The organism is Dryocola clanedunensis subsp. sulfonylureivorans (assembly GCF_016756775.1).
In the GTDB taxonomy this organism is placed as follows: Bacteria; Pseudomonadota; Gammaproteobacteria; order Enterobacterales; family Enterobacteriaceae; genus Dryocola; species Dryocola clanedunensis.
Window position 1 is genome coordinate 13,997 of the sequence record NZ_JAERMU010000024.1, and the last position, 16,929, is coordinate 30,925.

Annotated in this window: 11 protein-coding genes and 1 CRISPR repeat array; of the genes, 4 read left to right on the plus strand and 7 right to left on the minus strand. The window is 54.6% G+C overall.

The window, feature by feature from the left end; translation table 11 throughout:
• Nucleotides 1–31 precede the first annotated feature (31 nt).
• Genes fdnG through fdnI form a run of 3 tightly spaced genes read left to right on the plus strand, consistent with a single transcriptional unit; the run spans nucleotide 32 to nucleotide 4,624 of the window.
• Nucleotides 32–3,079, plus strand: coding sequence for a formate dehydrogenase-N subunit alpha (gene fdnG, locus HYQ67_RS19865; RefSeq protein WP_202306706.1), 3,048 nt, complete (start codon nucleotides 32–34; stop codon nucleotides 3,077–3,079).
• Nucleotides 3,080–3,090: 11 nt separating this feature from the next.
• Nucleotides 3,091–3,975 carry a formate dehydrogenase subunit beta gene (gene fdxH / locus HYQ67_RS19870; RefSeq protein ID WP_202306708.1) on the plus strand — a complete coding sequence of 295 codons (885 nt, stop codon included), beginning with the start codon at nucleotides 3,091–3,093 and terminating at the stop codon, nucleotides 3,973–3,975.
• Nucleotides 3,968–4,624 carry a formate dehydrogenase-N subunit gamma gene (gene fdnI, locus HYQ67_RS19875; RefSeq protein WP_202306710.1) on the plus strand — a complete coding sequence of 219 codons (657 nt, stop codon included), beginning with the start codon at nucleotides 3,968–3,970 and terminating at the stop codon, nucleotides 4,622–4,624. The genes fdxH and fdnI overlap by 8 nt, the downstream gene beginning before the upstream one ends.
• A 209-nt stretch (nucleotides 4,625–4,833) precedes the next feature.
• On the opposite strand, the gene HYQ67_RS19880 is transcribed toward fdnI, so the two are convergent.
• Entirely contained in the window at nucleotides 4,834–5,727 is an 894-nt protein-coding gene (locus tag HYQ67_RS19880; protein WP_202306712.1) for an Rpn family recombination-promoting nuclease/putative transposase, read from the minus strand.
• A gap of 259 nt (nucleotides 5,728–5,986) precedes the next feature.
• Between HYQ67_RS19880 and HYQ67_RS19885 the strand changes: the two genes are divergently transcribed.
• Nucleotides 5,987–6,976, plus strand: a complete 990-nt coding sequence (locus HYQ67_RS19885) for an aldo/keto reductase (protein WP_202306714.1) — start codon at nucleotides 5,987–5,989, stop codon at nucleotides 6,974–6,976.
• Between the two features lie 77 nt (nucleotides 6,977–7,053).
• On the opposite strand, the gene cas6f is transcribed toward HYQ67_RS19885, so the two are convergent.
• The 6 genes from cas6f to cas1f form a co-directional block, all read right to left on the minus strand.
• Complete coding sequence (cas6f, locus tag HYQ67_RS19890) at nucleotides 7,054–7,608, minus strand: type I-F CRISPR-associated endoribonuclease Cas6/Csy4 (protein WP_202306716.1); 555 nt, start codon at nucleotides 7,606–7,608, stop codon at nucleotides 7,054–7,056.
• 10 nt (nucleotides 7,609–7,618) lie between these two features.
• Complete coding sequence (gene csy3 / locus HYQ67_RS19895; RefSeq protein WP_202306718.1) at nucleotides 7,619–8,617, minus strand: type I-F CRISPR-associated protein Csy3; 999 nt, start codon at nucleotides 8,615–8,617, stop codon at nucleotides 7,619–7,621.
• Nucleotides 8,618–8,628: 11 nt separating this feature from the next.
• On the minus strand, nucleotides 8,629–9,561 hold the full coding sequence (gene csy2, locus HYQ67_RS19900; protein WP_202306720.1) for a type I-F CRISPR-associated protein Csy2: 933 nt from the start codon (nucleotides 9,559–9,561) through the stop codon (nucleotides 8,629–8,631).
• A complete protein-coding gene (gene csy1, locus HYQ67_RS19905) occupies nucleotides 9,554–10,876 on the minus strand; it encodes a type I-F CRISPR-associated protein Csy1 (RefSeq protein ID WP_202306722.1) in 1,323 nt (440 codons plus the stop codon). Before csy1 ends, csy2 begins: the two co-directional genes overlap by 8 nt.
• Before the next feature lie 388 nt (nucleotides 10,877–11,264).
• Nucleotides 11,265–14,501 carry a type I-F CRISPR-associated helicase Cas3f gene (gene cas3f / locus HYQ67_RS19910; protein ID WP_202306724.1) on the minus strand — a complete coding sequence of 1,079 codons (3,237 nt, stop codon included), beginning with the start codon at nucleotides 14,499–14,501 and terminating at the stop codon, nucleotides 11,265–11,267.
• Nucleotides 14,498–15,469, minus strand: coding sequence for a type I-F CRISPR-associated endonuclease Cas1f (gene cas1f, locus HYQ67_RS19915; RefSeq protein WP_202306726.1), 972 nt, complete (start codon nucleotides 15,467–15,469; stop codon nucleotides 14,498–14,500). The genes cas3f and cas1f overlap by 4 nt, the downstream gene beginning before the upstream one ends.
• 220 nt (nucleotides 15,470–15,689) lie before the next feature.
• A CRISPR array of direct repeats spans nucleotides 15,690–16,739; the repeat unit is 29 nt; unit sequence TTTCTAAGCTGCCTGTACGGCAGTGAACT.
• Nucleotides 16,740–16,929: the final 190 nt, after the last annotated feature.

Genomic DNA, 16,929 nt, shown 5'->3' on the forward strand with positions numbered 1-16,929 from the left:
GTCGTTAATTCGTCATACCAATGAGGTTAAGATGGACGTCAGTCGCAGAAGATTCTTTAAAATCTGCGCCGGCGGAATGGCAGGCACAACGGCCGCGATGTTGGGACTCGTTCCAACGGCGGCACTTGCGGAAGTGCGCAACTACAAGCTGCTGCGCGCAAAAGAGACCCGCAATACCTGTACCTACTGTTCCGTAGGCTGTGGATTGTTGATGTACAGCCTGGGTGACGGCGCGAAAAACGCCAAATCCAGCATTTTCCATATCGAAGGGGACCCGGACCATCCGGTGAGCCGCGGGGCGCTTTGCCCGAAAGGCGCTGGCCTGCTGGACTACGTCCACAGCGAAAACCGCCTGCGCTACCCTGAATACCGCGCGCCGGGCTCCGACAAGTGGCAGCGCATCAGCTGGGAAGACGCCTTCGCGCGCATTGCCCGCCTGATGAAGGAAGACCGCGACGCCAACTTCATCGAGAAGAACGAGCAGAACGTCACGGTGAACCGCTGGCTCTCCACCGGCATGCTGTGCGCCTCGGCCTCCAGCAACGAAAGCGGCATGTTAACGCAGAAGTTTGCCCGCTCGCTGGGCATGTTAGCGGTAGATAACCAGGCGCGCGTCTGACACGGACCAACGGTAGCAAGTCTTGCTCCAACATTTGGTCGCGGTGCGATGACCAACCACTGGGTTGATATCAAAAACGCCAACGTGGTGATGGTAATGGGCGGCAACGCCGCTGAAGCCCACCCGGTCGGCTTCCGCTGGGCGATGGAAGCCAAAAACAACAACGACGCCACGCTTATCGTGGTCGACCCGCGCTTTACCCGCACCGCTTCGGTGGCGGATATCTATGCGCCGATCCGTTCCGGCACCGACATTACCTTCCTGTCGGGCGTGATCCTCTACCTGATCGAAAACGGCAAAATCAACGCCGAGTATGTCAAAAACTACACCAACGCCGCGCTGCTGGTGCGTGAAGATTTCAGCTTTGATGACGGCCTGTTCAGCGGCTACGACGCCGAAAAGCGCCAGTACGACAAAACCAGCTGGAACTACCAGTTCGACGAGAACGGCTTTGCAAAACGCGACGATACGCTGACCGATCCGCGCTGCGTGTGGAACCTGCTTAAAGAGCACGTTTCCCGCTATACGCCGGACGTGGTTGAGCATATCTGCGGCACGCCGCAGGAAGATTTCCTCAAGGTGTGCGAAGTGCTGGCCTCCACCAGCGCCGCCGACCGTACGACCACCTTCCTCTACGCTCTCGGCTGGACACAGCACTCCGTTGGATCGCAGAACATCCGCACCATGGCGATGATCCAGCTGCTGCTGGGCAATATGGGCATGGCGGGCGGCGGCGTGAACGCCCTGCGCGGCCACTCCAATATCCAGGGGTTAACGGATTTAGGGCTGCTCTCCACCAGCCTGCCGGGCTATCTGACCCTGCCGAAAGACAAGCAGGAAAGCCTGGAAAGCTATCTGGCTGCCAACACGCCAAAAGCCACGCAGCCGGGGCAGGTCAACTACTGGGGCAACTACCCGAAATTCTTCGTCAGCCTGATGAAGACCTTCTGGGGCGATGCCGCCACCGCGGAAAACCAGTGGGGCTACGACTGGCTGCCGAAGTGGGACCAGGCGTACGACGTCCTGAACTATTTCAACATGATGGATAAAGGGGAAGTCAACGGCTATATCTGCCAGGGCTTTAACCCGGTCGCCTCGTTCCCGGACAAGAACAAGGTCGTGGCCTCCCTTAGCAAGCTGAAGTTCCTGGTGAGTATCGATCCGCTAGTGACCGAAACCTCCAACTTCTGGCAGAACCACGGCGAGTCTAACGACGTGGATCCAACGCAGATCCAGACCGAAGTGTTCCGTCTGCCTTCTACCTGCTTTGCGGAAGAAGATGGCTCCATCGTCAACTCCGGGCGCTGGATGCAGTGGCACTGGAAAGGCGCTGATGCGCCGGGTGAAGCCCGCAACGACGGCGAGATCCTGGCCGGTCTGTTCCACAGCCTGCGCACGCTTTACCGTGAACAGGGCGGCGTTGCTCAGGATCCGGTGCTCAACATGACCTGGAACTACAAGCTGCCGGACGGGCCGGAGTCTGAAGAAGTCGCCAAAGAGAGCAACGGCTATGCCCTTGCCGATCTCTTTGACGCAGAGGGCAAGCTGCTGGTGAAAAAAGGCGAGCTGCTCGACTCCTTCGCCCAGCTGCGCGACGACGGCACGACCTCCGCAGGCTGCTGGATCTGGACCGGAAGCTGGACGCGCCAGGGTAACCAGATGGCGAATCGCGACAACAGCGATCCGTCAGGACTCGGCAATACGCTGGGCTGGGCCTGGGCGTGGCCGCTCAACCGCCGCATCATCTACAACCGTGCCTCGGCAGATCCACAGGGTAAACCGTGGGACGCGAAGCGGATGCTTATCGAGTGGAACGGCACGAAATGGGTCGGTAACGATATCCCGGACTACAACACTGCCGCGCCTGGCAGCGGCGTCGGGCCGTTTATCATGCAGCCGGAAGGGGTCGGTCGACTGTTCGCCCTCGACAAAATGGCCGAAGGGCCGTTCCCGGAGCACTACGAGCCGTTTGAAACGCCGCTGGGCACCAACCCGCTGCACCCGAACGTTATCTCGAACCCGGCAGCACGCCTGTTTGAAGCCGACGCTAAGCGCATGGGCAAGCGCGAGGAGTTCCCGTACGTGGGCACAACCTATCGCCTGACCGAGCATTTCCACACCTGGACCAAGCACGCACGGCTTAACGCCATCATGCAGCCGGAGCAGTTTGTGGAGATAAGCGAGAAGCTGGCAGACGCCAAAGGCATTGCCAACGGCGATATGGTGAAAGTCAGCAGCAAACGCGGGTTTATCCGTGCCAAAGCGGTGGTCACCCAGCGCGTGCGGACTTTGCAGGCGGGCGGGCAGGAAGTGGAAACCGTGGGTATTCCGCTGCACTGGGGCTTTGAGGGCGTGGCCCGCAAGGGCTACCTCGCGAACACCCTGACGCCATCCGTTGGCGACGCCAACTCGCAGACGCCGGAGTACAAGGCGTTTCTGGTCAACATTGAGAAGGCGTAAGGAGCGAACTCATGTCCATGCAATCTCAGGATATTCTCAAGCGTTCGGCCACTAACGCCATGACGCCACCGCCCCAGGCGCGTGACTACAAGGAAGAAGTCGCCAAGCTGATCGACGTCTCCAGCTGTATCGGCTGTAAGGCCTGCCAGGTCGCCTGCTCGGAGTGGAACGATATCCGCGACGAAGTGGGTCACTGCGTCGGGGTGTACGATAACCCCGCTGACCTGAGCGCCAAATCCTGGACGCTGATGCGCTTTAGCGAAACGACGCAGAACGGCAGGCTGGAGTGGCTCATCCGCAAGGATGGCTGCATGCACTGCGCGGATCCGGGCTGCCTGAAGGCCTGCCCGTCCGCCGGAGCGATCATTCAGTATGCCAACGGCATCGTCGATTTTCAGTCGGAACACTGTATTGGCTGCGGCTATTGTATCGCCGGCTGCCCGTTCAATATTCCACGGCTGAATAAAGACGATAACCGCGTCTACAAATGCACGCTCTGCGTGGATCGCGTCAGTGTCGGCCAGGAGCCTGCCTGCGTAAAAACCTGCCCGACGGGCGCTATCCACTTTGGCAGCAAGAAAGAGATGCTGGAAGTGGCGGACGAACGCGTGGCGAAGCTGCAAAAACGTGGCTACGAGCACGCGGGCGTCTACAACCCGCAGGGCGTGGGCGGCACGCACGTGATGTACGTGCTGCACCACGCGGACCAGCCGGAGCTGTACCACAACCTGCCAAAAGATCCGCAAATTGATACGCCAATCAACCTGTGGAAAGGGTTGCTCAAACCGCTGGCGGCAGCAGGCTTTATTGCGACCTTTGCCGGGCTGATTTTCCACTACGTGGGGATTGGGCCAAACGAAGAGGTGGATGAAGACGAGGAAGAGCATCATGACTAAGAAGAGCAAGATGATTGTCAGGACGAAATTTGTCGACCGGGCCTGTCACTGGACGGTGGTGATCTGTTTCTTCCTCGTGTCGCTCTCCGGCATCGCGCTGTTCTTCCCGACGCTGCAGTGGCTGACCGAAACCTTCGGCACGCCGCAGATGGGCCGCATCCTGCACCCGTTCTTTGGGGTGCTGATTTTCGTGGCGCTGATGTTTATGTTCACCCGCTTCGTGAAGCACAACATTCCTGATAAGCACGATATTCCGTGGGTAAAAGGCATTGTTGAAGTGCTGAAGGGCAACGAGCATAAAGTCGCAAAGGTCGGCAAATATAACGCCGGGCAGAAGATGATGTTCTGGTCAATTATGAGCCTGATCTTCGTGCTGCTGGTGACCGGGGTGATTATCTGGCGCCCTTATTTCGCCGACTTCTTCCCGATGAAAGTCGTGCGCTACAGCCTGCTGATCCACGCCACGGTGGCCATTATCCTGATCCACGCCATCCTGATCCATATGTATATGGCGTTCTGGGTGAAGGGATCGATTAAAGGCATGATCGTCGGCAAGGTCAGCCGCCGCTGGGCGCAGAAGCACCATCCGCGCTGGTATCGTGAAGTTGAAGCGCGCGAAGCGAAAAAAGAGAGTACCGAAGGGCTTTAAATCCCGGGTGGTAATTACGAGAGCCGGTTTGCACCGGCTCTTAGTTTGCTGGCAAAGAAGAAAAAAGCGTGGTTTTTCCTTCTTTGTGGTCAGCAGGTGAAAATCAATCAATTGATTTTCCTTGTTATTTATTCGGTGAGATCTTTGCGAAATTCGTTCGCTGTAGATTTGTCATCAGTCTGGAGAGCCGGTTTGCACCGGCTCTTTTTTTATGGCTGCTGGAGTTGTTTAAGCTCTTCTTCTGATAAGCCTGTGGCTTCGAGGATAGTCTCGGTTGGAAGACCCATTTTTAAAAGACGGCTTGCGATAGTCTGGGCACCTTCCTGTTTACCCTTTGCCCATCCCTTCTGCTCCAGCCATTCCGCAATAGTCATTAACGCCTCCTTATGTTCTGGTATGCCAGCTGTGAGATTCCGGAAGAATATTACTGGCTCGCTGATATTCCCACTGCGAAAAATATAGTGAATAGCAGCATCCAACTGACGCCCGGTTGTAAACCCGCTCAATAATAACGCAATAAGTTTCTCCTGCAAGCTGGCGAGATCACGCTGGCGAATATGTTTTTGCAGCAGTTCGAGCATGGCAACCCGGCGATGCTTCATGATTTCGTCATCGGGGATCGCCGTTACATCCACTAGTGGAAATTCGCCGCCGTACAGCCGCCAGGCAAGCTTTGGGGCGTCAAAATTTTCCAGCCACTTCATAGACCAGGGATAGGGCGATGTTCTTCCATGGTAGAAGAGGATGGGAATAACCAGCGGCAGGGACTCATTGCCCAAATCCAGATGGCGCTGCATTGCGGCAATGGCGTAGCGCATCAGGCGAAAGGCCATATGCCGGTCCGGCGAGCTTTGATGTTCAATCAGCGCGTAAACATAGCCGTCACCTGTTTGTGTTTTCAGGGAATAAAGGACATCGCTGTAATAAGCGCGCAGCTTTTCCTCGATAAAACTCCCTGAAGCCAGCTGCAGGCTATTCAGATCGCATACCTCAAGCAGGTGCTCAGGCAAATGAATTTCAAGAAAATCCCTCGCCGTTTCCGGGTGCGTTAAAAACTGCTTAAACACCGCATCGTGCGGCATCGTCGTGGTTTTATCCTGCATGGCATCCGTGCCTCAATGTCCTTTAATGTGCAAAAGCTATCACGCGAAACGATCTTGTTAATTCCTTATTTTAAAGAATGTTTTTGTTCTGGAAGCGGCATAACGCATCCGGGCAAGTTATTGCATTTTGCGATGAGCCACTGCGTAGCATCTTCCATTTATGAATCATTCTCATAAGCTCAAGCGGATTCAACGCATAGTCACCCGGCCCCGCGGCGGCTAGAGTTACCGCCAACCTGAGTACTTCCCGGAGAGAACAATGCAAAAACGTCAGTTAGGTAAAAGTGGTTTAGAAGTGTCCGCGCTGGGTCTTGGCTGCATGGGGCTGAGCTTTGGCTACGGCCCGGCGACCGACAAAAAACAGGCGATTAACCTGATTCATGCGGCGGTAGACCAGGGCGTAACCTTCTTCGATACCGCAGAAGTTTATGGCCCGTTCACCAATGAATCCCTGCTTGGCGAGGCGCTGGCTTCGGTGCGTGACAAAGTAGTCATCGCCACCAAGTTCGGTTTTGATCTACCGCAGCCGGACGGCGCACAAATCCTCAGCAGCCGCCCGGAGCACATCCGCAAAGCGGTGGAAGGCTCGCTCAGTCGCCTTAAGGTTGAAACCATCGACCTGCTTTACCAGCACCGCGTTGACCCGAACGTGCCGATTGAAGACGTTGCCGGAACGGTCAAACAGCTGATTGCGGAAGGCAAGGTAAAACACTTCGGCCTGTCAGAAGCTGGCGCGCAGACCATCCGCCGCGCTCATGCGGTACAGCCGGTTACCGCCCTGCAAAGCGAGTATTCATTATGGTGGCGCGAGCCGGAAGCAGAAATCATACCGACGCTGGAAGAGCTGGGTATCGGCTTTGTGCCCTTCAGCCCGTTAGGCAAAGGCTTCCTGACCGGCGCCATCAACGAAAGCACAACGTTCGACAGCTCGGATTTCCGCAATAAAGTCCCGCGCTTTAGCCCGGAAGCCCGCCGGGCAAACCAGACGCTGGTCGACGTGCTGGGCAATATCGCGAAAGAGAAAGGCAACACCCCGGCCCAAATCGCCCTGGCCTGGCTGCTGGCTCAGAAACCGTGGATCGTGCCAATTCCGGGCACAACCAAACTGCATCGCCTTGAAGAAAACCTGGGCGGCGCAACGGTGCAGTTAACCGCGACGGAGCTGAAAAACATCGAGGCGGCGCTGGCAAACATTGAAGTTCAGGGTGCTCGTTATCCTGCTGAGCTACAGAGCCGCGTGGGTAAATAAACTTCTGAGAAAGTAGCAGGAAACTCTCCTGCTACCTGACTGGAGATGAGCAACGATAAACCGTGTTATGAACAGACTTAAAACCAGGGAATCGTCGTACTTGCACTTAGCCCATAGCTGCTGAACAGCCCCTGGACCGGCTCCGGCTGCAGTTCGCCGTGCTGGATAAACAGGCGGAAGTGCTGCCCGGTTGACAGGCTTTTCATCTGCAAATAGGGCAACCCGGTAATCTGAGGCTGCGTCTGAAGCGCCCGAAGCTCCGCTTCTTCTTCTGTTAGCCAGCCCTTACGAACTGAACGGCGTAACAGGCGTTCTACGTTGCTTTTCACCTGGATACGGCTCACCGTCCGCCAGCCAGTTACCGCTGGCACGGGCTTTACATCCGCCAACTGACAATAATCCTGTAACCCGTTATGCCAGCGCGTGGCGCCCAGTTCGGTCAGTGCCGCTTTTGTTCCATGCAGGCGAAGCACCGAACCTGGTGTTTTTCCGGACTCGGGAAAACTGATGCCAATATCCCCCGCCTTGCGCGCCGCCAGCGCCAGATGCAGCTTCGAAAACAGTACGCCCATCAGCATCGGCTCTTTAAATTCCGGATGCGGCAATAATCGAATCTCCTGATAGCTCTCCATCCCCAGCTCCCTACTCTGATTTTTCGCCAAAGACGCCGCCGCGAATCAAAACTGCCATCACATAATGCTGCTGTTCCGGTACAGGAATCTCGCCTTTCGTGACCCAGTTATCCAGCAGGGTGTAGAAATCCATTTTCTCTTTGGGCTGGCGACAGGCGATGCCTCGACTGGTCACGGAACCGTATGGCTCTACGGCAATCGCGCCCAGTGAATCTACCTGAGGGTGCCAGGTATCAATGGTGCGCAGCGCATTGCCGACCTTTTGCGAGTGCAGCGCCGCAACCTCGTTAACCTGATAAAGCACCTTACTTTTGCTGCTGTTGCTGTCCAGCACCAGCTCCTGGGAAGGGAAGACCTCCTGCCCTTCGCCAAGACGGACATACGCCTCAACGTTCAGCAGGACAAAGGTGTCGCCCTTCAGCCCGCTCTCTATGACCGCTGCCAGCGCCTTAACCCCCTCCGCCTGCCCGTCGAAATCACGCAGTGGGTAATCATGAGCGTTAAATTCCCAGGCTTTCTTATCGTGGGTAACTACCACCCTGATATGTTCAGCCCCGACGCGATTGCGCCACAGGAAGCGCCCGTTAGCCAGATTGGTGGCATAACGCCGTGCCAGCTCGTTAAATCCATGTTCCTGGATGTATCCCTCAATAACACCCTGCAAAGTGTCCTGATAAAGCTTGTCGTTGCAGACCGACGGTGTTGTAAGGTTCCCGAGAACCCGCAGGGTAAACGTCATTTTTAATGTATCTGCATCCGCAGGCAGCGCCGCAACGTCAACGCGTTGCAGGTTGGCTTTCTGGATCTCAGCATCCAGCTTTGCCGGATCGCTCACCAGCGCGTTCTTCAGACGGTTAGAGATAGTTCCGCGCACCGCTTTTTCCTGGATGCGAACAGGTGCCCACTCAGTTCCATCCCAGTTTCCAGCGAACATGACCGCATCTGAATTCGCCAGCTTGCGTTCAAAAGCGAGTACGGAGGCGGTTTTAATACCAGTCGTTTTAGCCATGATGTGATCCCTCAAAATGTATCGAAATAGTCTACTTCTTCGTTGTCGTCTGCAGGCGTAGCCTGCCCACGGCAGTAGTAGCCGGTATCGGTGGTGCGATAACGCCAGAACAATTCGTCAGCCTGTTTAATGCGATGCGCGCCAACCCACTCGCCTACCCCATAAACAGCTTCAGCAAAGCAGAACGGCGTCTCGCTATCGCGCGTGTTGATCACCTGCCCCGGGGCATAAAGCGGAGAAATACGCTGCCAGCCGGTCATCAGCGGCACCAGATAACCAGGTCGTGGCTTTCTCTGCCAGGACCACTCCACCTGCCCCGTGGCGTGTTCACCCTCGGCTTCCGCCGCGAACTTCAGCGCCGCGAAGTCGAGCCAGGCATCCATCATTTCCGTTTCAGGGTCGTGCGCTTTGAGCGCCTGATAATGTTCAGCAAGCCAGTCAGAACGATCCAGCAGCGCAAAGCCGGGCATCAGGCCAAAGAGATGGTCTTTAAATTTTTGGTGGCTGCAAACCCGAACATTTCGCAAACGGGTAATGGACCCCCCGGCCAGCTTCTGTGTCTGACAAAGCGTTTGCAGATGCGCCTGCAAATCACCAATGCCAATATCGCCGTTGGCAATTTCACCGTGGCACTCCATCACCAGCGAAACGGTCAGGTGCATTCGTCCTTCTTCATTAAACGACGCCGTTTTCCCTTCTCTGGTGAGGGGATTTCGAGTTAACGCAAACTGGTAATCTCGCCCGGAAGAGTAGGCATGAGCCTGATGGCGATGGCAGATTACCCCGCAGCCTTCCAGCCGCAGCCCATGGCTAAGCTGGAGTTTGCGTGACAGGGCGTGCGTATAGCCCAGGAAATGAGTGATTGAGGGAAAGCCCCACGTCAGCCCCGCCACGGCGCTAGCGTTTTCCACCTCCAGCCAGGGTAAGATAATGATATTACTCATGGCGATAGCTCCTGATGGTTTGCTCCATTTCACGCAGGCGACGACGGAACAAGGGTTTGCTTTGCCACTCCCGAAGCTCGGCTTTGCCAACGTTTATTTCACCGCGTCGCAGATGGCCGTTTAGCCACAGCGCAAAATCTTCCGCTAATGCGGCCTGCCAGTCTTCTTTCTCACGCTCAAGACGGAACGCTTCATCGCTCTGCGCACGCCACGGGTCCAGCCATAATTGCTGCAAAGGTTTAAGCTGGCACTCGTCATTCTGTGTCCAGCAGGACCATTCAGGGCGCTGAATATCAGCCGCCTGGCTAAACAGCACATCGATGATTTCATCAACTAAGCGATCGCAGACGCGGCGGATAGCATGGTTATTAGCTTCTTCAGATTTGATAAGCAGGCTGATAAGGCGGCGGCGGATATCCCGCGTGGCAGATTCGAAGGGGCCAGGCCCAAAAAATGTTTTCCTGGCGTAAGGAGGGTTGTGCTGTGTTTTCCATGTCGGCGGCATCGACGACAGCAGCCATGTGCGCCCGCCGCGCGTGCTGTTTAAAGCAGAAATATTCTGGGGTTTGGTGCCGCCGAAATTCATCACTGCTGTTTTAGGAAAAATGACCAGCGGCTGCGGATGCCACTGGCCATCTTTACGTGCTTTCCAGGCCGCTTTACTTTCATCGCTAAAGCGCAAAGCCACCAGACGCTGATGCAGCGCATGGGCTAACGATGAGGAAAAAAGTGGGTTCAGGAGATGATAGCCGTCGGCAACCGGAAAATAGATCTGTTTGGCGAGCTTGTGGGAGGCCAGCTCTTTGGATTTGAGCGCTTCTGAAAAACCAGCGAGCCAGTCGTTTAACTGCCGATCGTTTTCAGCAAGCGGCGCAAAAGGAGCGGGATCCTGCCGCTGTAAACAGGCCAGCAGAGAATCACCCTCAACTTCGCTTTGCAGCAGTTTGGCAACGTCCAGGGCAGCCGCATTGCCAACCGCGTCGACGGCGGGTTTGCTAAGCGATGAGGTAGACAAGTAGCCTTCAGATACCGTCGCTTCGCTGAAAAAACTGCTGTTTTTGGCATCGCCATGCGTGAATTTCGCGGCATGCGTCACCAGATTAATTTGCCCGGCGCGGCGCGCGGCATCCGTTAGCCAGGCCAGCGTTTCATACCGCAGCTCCAGCTCCCGGCGTTCCTGCAAAATTTCACTTTGCAGCACAGCATCGGCAGAACCCAGCCGTTTTTGGGCATCTTTATCGAATGCATCAAGCTTCGTTTGCCGTCGCCCGGCAATAAAACTAACGATAAATGCCGTTAGTGCTTTGTGTGACATCCCTTCTCCTTAACTTCACAATCATTTGAAATTCAAAGTAAAAATAGAACCTGAAATCTGCGAAACAGTTGAATTCGGCTCAACTTTGAAGAAGACATAATTTGGTTTTACCCAGAGGGCGCAAACAGAAACTAAACAGAGCAGATACCAGATCTCATTTAACCGCTTCATAAAATACCCACACATAAGATGACGTTGAAATAATGAGCAGAGATTACTTCAACCCACCGACAATATCAACCTATAGGGTTGTAGTTTTTTTAATGATATTTCAAGAATTGCTATTATACAGACTTTCTTTAAACTGTAATCACTGCCGTACAGGCAGCTTAGAAATATAGAGTTGTAGTGTTGTTGTTAACTGCCGAACAGGCAGTTCGCGCCCTCATTAGAGGGCGCGAAACACACCCAGTACCGGGTGCCACAGCCAGGGCTCACCGTCGTGTTTATCCAGCCGTAAATTCATTTCGCCGTACCTTTCACTGACCTGTGCCAGCGTTAACTCGCGCGCCTCTGCCAGATCCATCAGCACCGTTGCATAATCCGTTTCTGTCCATGCCTCCACTCCTTCGGCCATCGTCAGCTGCTGACGCTTAAAAATGCCGGGATCTTTCCAGCCGGTGAAACCTTCATCGCGCACCATAAATGCTGGCTCATCAAACTCTTCCTCCATCCGCAGAAAATACTGGGCTTCCTGCTGTGAACGGCGAAACGGCGTACGTCTTTGCAGTTCGCCACTCCAGTTAATCGGCAGCCTCCACCAGTGCGCCGCCACCGGATCTTTGTCACTTTTTCCCAACAGCGCATCCCACATTCGCCCATGCTCAAGGGCAATAAGGCTGTCAAACTTCCCGATTGCAGACTTTGGCGGCTGGTTGAGGATGCGGGGGATGGCGTTAATAAAGCGGTACTGCTCCTGCGGCAGCAAATCACGAAGATCATGGCTGCTTAAGGTGAACGCTGCGGTTTCAAAGCCCGGCTTACAGTAGGCGGGCTTTTGTTGCTTCAGGGCCCGGACGTTGCGCCCTAAAATGATCAGGTTGTCCTGCTGCGGCGGGCGCTGCCGGTGACGCTGAATACGCCCGGCAAACTGGATGATCGAACGCATTGAACTCGGTTCAACGATGCCCCAGTCCGCGTCCCAGTCCCGCCCCACTTCAATGACCGAGGTGCCCAGCACGACAAAGATATGATGCTGAGCCGCACTTTGCTCAACGGCATGGCGTATTTCCGGCAGCTGCCAGAGCTGGTCCTCGTGATGCCGGGTAAACGCACTATCAAGACGTTTTTCAATATGGGAGCGCACCGTCAGAGGGTGCTGGCTGTGGTAAACGCAGTAGTGAATACAATAATCTTGCGGAGACGGCATTTGCATTAATGCCTGCGCTGTCGCTACCAGCGGATTGATATTCGCCATCCTTACCAGGCCCAGCGAGACGGTTTTACCGTTTTCATTTTGCTGATGATGAGACGCATGCAGCCGAAGTACTGCATCATGCAGAGTATCTGCAAGGGCGGTAATGACGTCATCTGGACGCGCGGAGGAAGGGTTTACATCGACCAGGTCCGCACGGCGCAGGACTGTTTTCTCCGCCAGCCGCTTTGCACGGCGCTCGGCAAATTCCGTATGGGCCTTGAGAAATTCTGTAGTTTTACCGTACTGGCCGCTAACAGATTCATCTTCATCGAACCAGCCGCAGCATACATTCAGCTGCGCTCCCGGTTCGCTGCATGCCTGCTGCCAGGCCTGACGTCCGGCGCAGTAAGCCGTAAAAAGCGCCAGCACAAGAGCGGGAGGAAGCGTGGCGGAAGAAAGCAGGACCCTGCCCCCTAACATGCCCGCCCAGTTCACCAGACGGCAAAGCGCGTGCTGGTCAGCAATGTCAAAATCGTCCGGCTCATCCAGCACGAGATCGCTGGTCAGCAGACGCAACATGGGGGCAATCTGTTTCCCGCCACGTACGCCCTCGCTTGCAGGCATCAGATAATCAATCGTCGCGACCAGGACTGGTGCATTGATGAGGTTGCTTAATTTACCGTCGCTTTCAAAAAGGTGCCGCAAAGGCCCATGGTTCGCCACGCCGTCATAATGAACGTACTGGTGCTGTTCAAACAGGCTCTCCGCCGACCTGCTGCTTTCATCAGGTCCGTCCTCATACAGCTCGCGGACCGCGGATGAACCAATCAACACCGCGAGATCGTCCTCCCCCAGCCCAAGCCGGGAGCGCAAAGCTTCGCCCGTTTGCAGCGTAAGGGTGCGCAGTCCCAGCGCGACTGTAAAACGACAGCCCTTCTCCTCCTGCGACAGTGCATACATAATACGGGCGTTGGCAAATGTTTTACCGCAGCCCGTCGACGCCATATTAATGCCAAAAAAGCCCTGCTTACGGGATTCATCCCGCATGCTTTCTGCCACATCCCATGCCCGGTTCTGCCAGCTAAAACGCCCCTTTTCCGCACGCTGTCGAAACCCTTTATGCCGGGTGATGGCCGGCAAATGGTCCCGCAACGCAGGGAGCATTCGCCCCAGCAATAAAGCGTGGTGGCTGACGCCAACGTTGTGTTCGTCCAGCTTCTGCTTCAGCCGCTTTGTCTGACGATCGGTGTTCGCCCAGGCGCGATAAGCCTCATCCTGCCATGCAGTCGTTGGGCTCTGGGCTGAGTAATGATGATCGGCAAGCATCAGCGACAGCCTTGCCAGGTGCGCGGTAAAACTATTCTCCAGCGAACCAAACTCCTGCAATGACGTCGCCCGCAATGCCCGCTTTGCTATCTGCTGAGCTTTGCCGCGCCAGGTATGGCTGCGCAAAGGTGTGCCGTGCGGAAATGACCAGACGCTCTGAAAATCCCCGGCCTGCCAGGCGTCGTGCAGATGGTTAAGAGAGTTCCAGTACGCGTTGAGCTGGCAGGTTAACCACTGACTATCAGGCGAGAGCGATGGAGGATTATCGCCATTATATTGTGGCAGCCGGTGATGGGAGACGATGAGCCAGGCAACAACCTTTGCCAGCGGCGGCAAAGTCTCGAAGGGGCTGCTGCTCCAGGTCGCTGAGTCTTTCTTCATTGCAAGACTGATGGTCTGTTCATCTTCGGCCGACAGCGTCCCGAGCCGGGCTAACCACTGCGCGTCAGTTTGTGAGCCAACAAATGCCTGAAACCAGCGCACGGAGATCCATTCATGGCGAAAGGGCTGAAAGCGCATTTTACTTTTGCCCTTTAGTCCCGCCTGGAACAGCCCGCCTGCTTTGCCAAAATCGTGAAACAGCCCGGCAATCGCCGCCAGCAGCGCAATACTTTCTGAGCTACGCCAGCTTGATTCATGCTGATTACGCAGGATGTCGCGGGTGGTTCGGTTTGTTGGCACGGCCCCCGTAACGCTGAACCGCCGTGCGTTGCCCACAATCCACAGTAAATCCGTTTGGCCGCTTTTTTTGATCCAGTGGCACGCTACTGCCGTATTGCGCCGCGCTGTTTTTCTGAGCAGCCTGCGCAACGTGTCCAGGCCTTCCAGCGTGATGACGGTTTGCCAGGCAGCATCACCCGTACGTTCAGCAAACTGATCGAGTATCTGGCAGCTTTGCAGCCTGGCTTTTTTACTGCACTGGGAGATCAGTAAAATGTTCATCCGCCGGGCCGTCCGATGGTTTCCGCCGTGGTCTGGAGGGAGGTAATTAAGAGATCGAGTGCTTCCGACTGTTGAAAACCGGTAATGCATCGCTGACGGAAAGTTTGTTCATCTTCCCCCTCCATGGCGGCAATAAACGCCTGAGGCAGCACCAGCGCATCCTTGATCAGGTCTGCCAGATCGAATACCAGGCCGCCCCGCCTCGTTTTACCATGCAGCACCGCCAGTCCCTGAGGGATCCCCGTCACCCAGGTGGCAACCGCAGCCAGGCCATAAGCCAGATAATTACCGTGATCTAAAAAACGGTTTGCACAGTCCGTTCCGCCACCTCGTTTGGCACGAGTAAAATCGCCATACTGAACGGCATTACCGGCAAGTTTATAAAGCGTTTTGGTTAACTGCGCTTCCTGAAGCATCAGTTCATTTTGTGAAGCCGCAGAAGAGACGCCTTTGCGAAATCGATTCAGCGTTTCTAAAAGATGCACAGCATTAATTTGAAATCTGCTCTCACGCTTCATGCGGCTATTAAGCCAGCTTCCTTCAATTTGTGCGATACGAATAATTTGAAATTGCTTTGCGGCAGCCAGACGTTTTTCTTCATCAAACCAAAAAGAGACCCAATTCTGCAGATATTGTGTCGGGCGATATTCACTTTGTGGATTTAGCCAGGAAACAGCAATATCCACTTCATTCCCGGCATATAATGGTGTGCCCCCACCGCCGCAGAAACCGACCAGAACACCCGCACGAGCGAACTCACGCATTGCAGCCTGAGTTACTGAGGTACCTGTACCCAACATAACCACGGTGGTATTCGCGATGGGAATATTCCAGTAAAGCGATTCCTTCCCTTCTTCGGTGACATATTCAACTCGCCCCCCGTTAACCAGCACCCGACAATATTGCAAATAGTAAATATTTGCTCTTTTTGAGTGCAAAATTGTTTTGAGGTCTGACGGTGCGAGCATAATTTAACTATCCCTGTCAGTTATTTCCGCAAGCAATAACAGCATTCGCGAGCGGCGGATTTTTATGAACCACCACTTAATAACTTAACGAATGCAATTACAATTAAAAAATTCCACTCTTTTACCTCAGGTCAATAAAAAAGGTGTTCAGGAAAAAATATCAAGGTGCGATACAGATCTAAGGGAATGTGCCGCTCCGCTTATCGAGAGGGTTACTGATGTTTTTGGCTGCCTGTGCGGCAGTGAACTTTGAACAGCTGCCGCCACAGGCTAACAACCTTTTCTAAGCTGCCTGTACGGCAGTGAACATTAGTTGATACATGGTCCCAGGCATGGAAATTTTCTAAGCTGCCTGTACGGCAGTGAACAGTGGGCGTCGAAAGAATGGCCACAGTTTAATTTTCTAAGCTGCCTGTACGGCAGTGAACTGTGTGTCAGGAACTCCCAAAAGCGAGCGTTCTTTCTAAGCTGCCTGTACGGCAGTGAACTTTCCATTCTTGGCGGAGCGAGAAGATTATCGTTTCTAAGCTGCCTGTACGGCAGTGAACCTTCGCCATTTTTAGCCACAACAAACTCACCGGTTTCTAAGCTGCCTGTACGGCAGTGAACGGAAGCGACTTTCACACCTGTTTTCACGGTGATTTCTAAGCTGCCTGTACGGCAGTGAACTCCTGCGTGATGCTCCTGCACAAGCCCCGAGATTTCTAAGCTGCCTGTACGGCAGTGAACTTGTGGTGTCTGGATTGTCCAACCTGCTTATTTTTCTAAGCTGCCTGTACGGCAGTGAACTTCTCATTAATTCAGACCGCACCGGGCGTCCGTTTCTAAGCTGCCTGTACGGCAGTGAACTAGCTTGCGATGTGCGTACTTGCGTTCCATCTTTTCTAAGCTGCCTGTACGGCAGTGAACTCTTAATCATTCCCCTCTACGGTGCCGGCAGCTTTCTAAGCTGCCTGTACGGCAGTGAACTGGAAGCAGCCTGCGTGCCGCTCATGCGCTCATTTCTAAGCTGCCTGTACGGCAGTGAACATGTGGGCTACTGTTGCTGATTAGGGTCGTCATTTCTAAGCTGCCTGTACGGCAGTGAACCTGCAAAAGGTGAAGTGGCCTGACAAGGTTAATTTCTAAGCTGCCTGTACGGCAATGAACAAGCCACCGGCTATTAACCAGTGGCTTCTTTTTTTCTAAGCTGCCTGTACGGCAGTGAACCCCGCACGTCACGCGGCGGATATTCCCTGATTTTTCTAAGCTGCCTGTACGGCAGTGAACAGGAAAGATAGCGTGATAAGGTATTGATGAGAAGCACTAAAATCGCTTATCCCTCCCCAATCCCTTTTTTCGCCTCTTTACAAAAAAAACATCAAAAACAATGCATTATGAATGCGCTTAAAAAAAGGGTTTTCAAAAGGGTCCTGCGATTATGCAATTTTTGCAACATTGAAAAATATTCTGCGAGCCGC

Excerpts from the sequence above, each read along its gene's own strand:
- fdxH (WP_202306708.1), top strand. The coding sequence starts at position 3,091 with ATGTCCATGCAATCTCAGGATATTCTCAAGCGTTCGGCCACTAACGCC.
- fdnI (WP_202306710.1), top strand. The coding sequence starts at position 3,968 with ATGACTAAGAAGAGCAAGATGATTGTCAGGACGAAATTTGTCGACCGG.
- HYQ67_RS19880 (WP_202306712.1), bottom strand. The coding sequence starts at position 5,727 with ATGCAGGATAAAACCACGACGATGCCGCACGATGCGGTGTTTAAGCAG.
- HYQ67_RS19885 (WP_202306714.1), top strand. The coding sequence starts at position 5,987 with ATGCAAAAACGTCAGTTAGGTAAAAGTGGTTTAGAAGTGTCCGCGCTG.
- cas6f (WP_202306716.1), bottom strand. The coding sequence starts at position 7,608 with ATGGAGAGCTATCAGGAGATTCGATTATTGCCGCATCCGGAATTTAAA.
- csy3 (WP_202306718.1), bottom strand. The coding sequence starts at position 8,617 with ATGGCTAAAACGACTGGTATTAAAACCGCCTCCGTACTCGCTTTTGAA.
- csy2 (WP_202306720.1), bottom strand. The coding sequence starts at position 9,561 with ATGAGTAATATCATTATCTTACCCTGGCTGGAGGTGGAAAACGCTAGC.
- csy1 (WP_202306722.1), bottom strand. The coding sequence starts at position 10,876 with ATGTCACACAAAGCACTAACGGCATTTATCGTTAGTTTTATTGCCGGG.
- cas3f (WP_202306724.1), bottom strand. The coding sequence starts at position 14,501 with ATGAACATTTTACTGATCTCCCAGTGCAGTAAAAAAGCCAGGCTGCAA.
- cas1f (WP_202306726.1), bottom strand. The coding sequence starts at position 15,469 with ATGCTCGCACCGTCAGACCTCAAAACAATTTTGCACTCAAAAAGAGCA.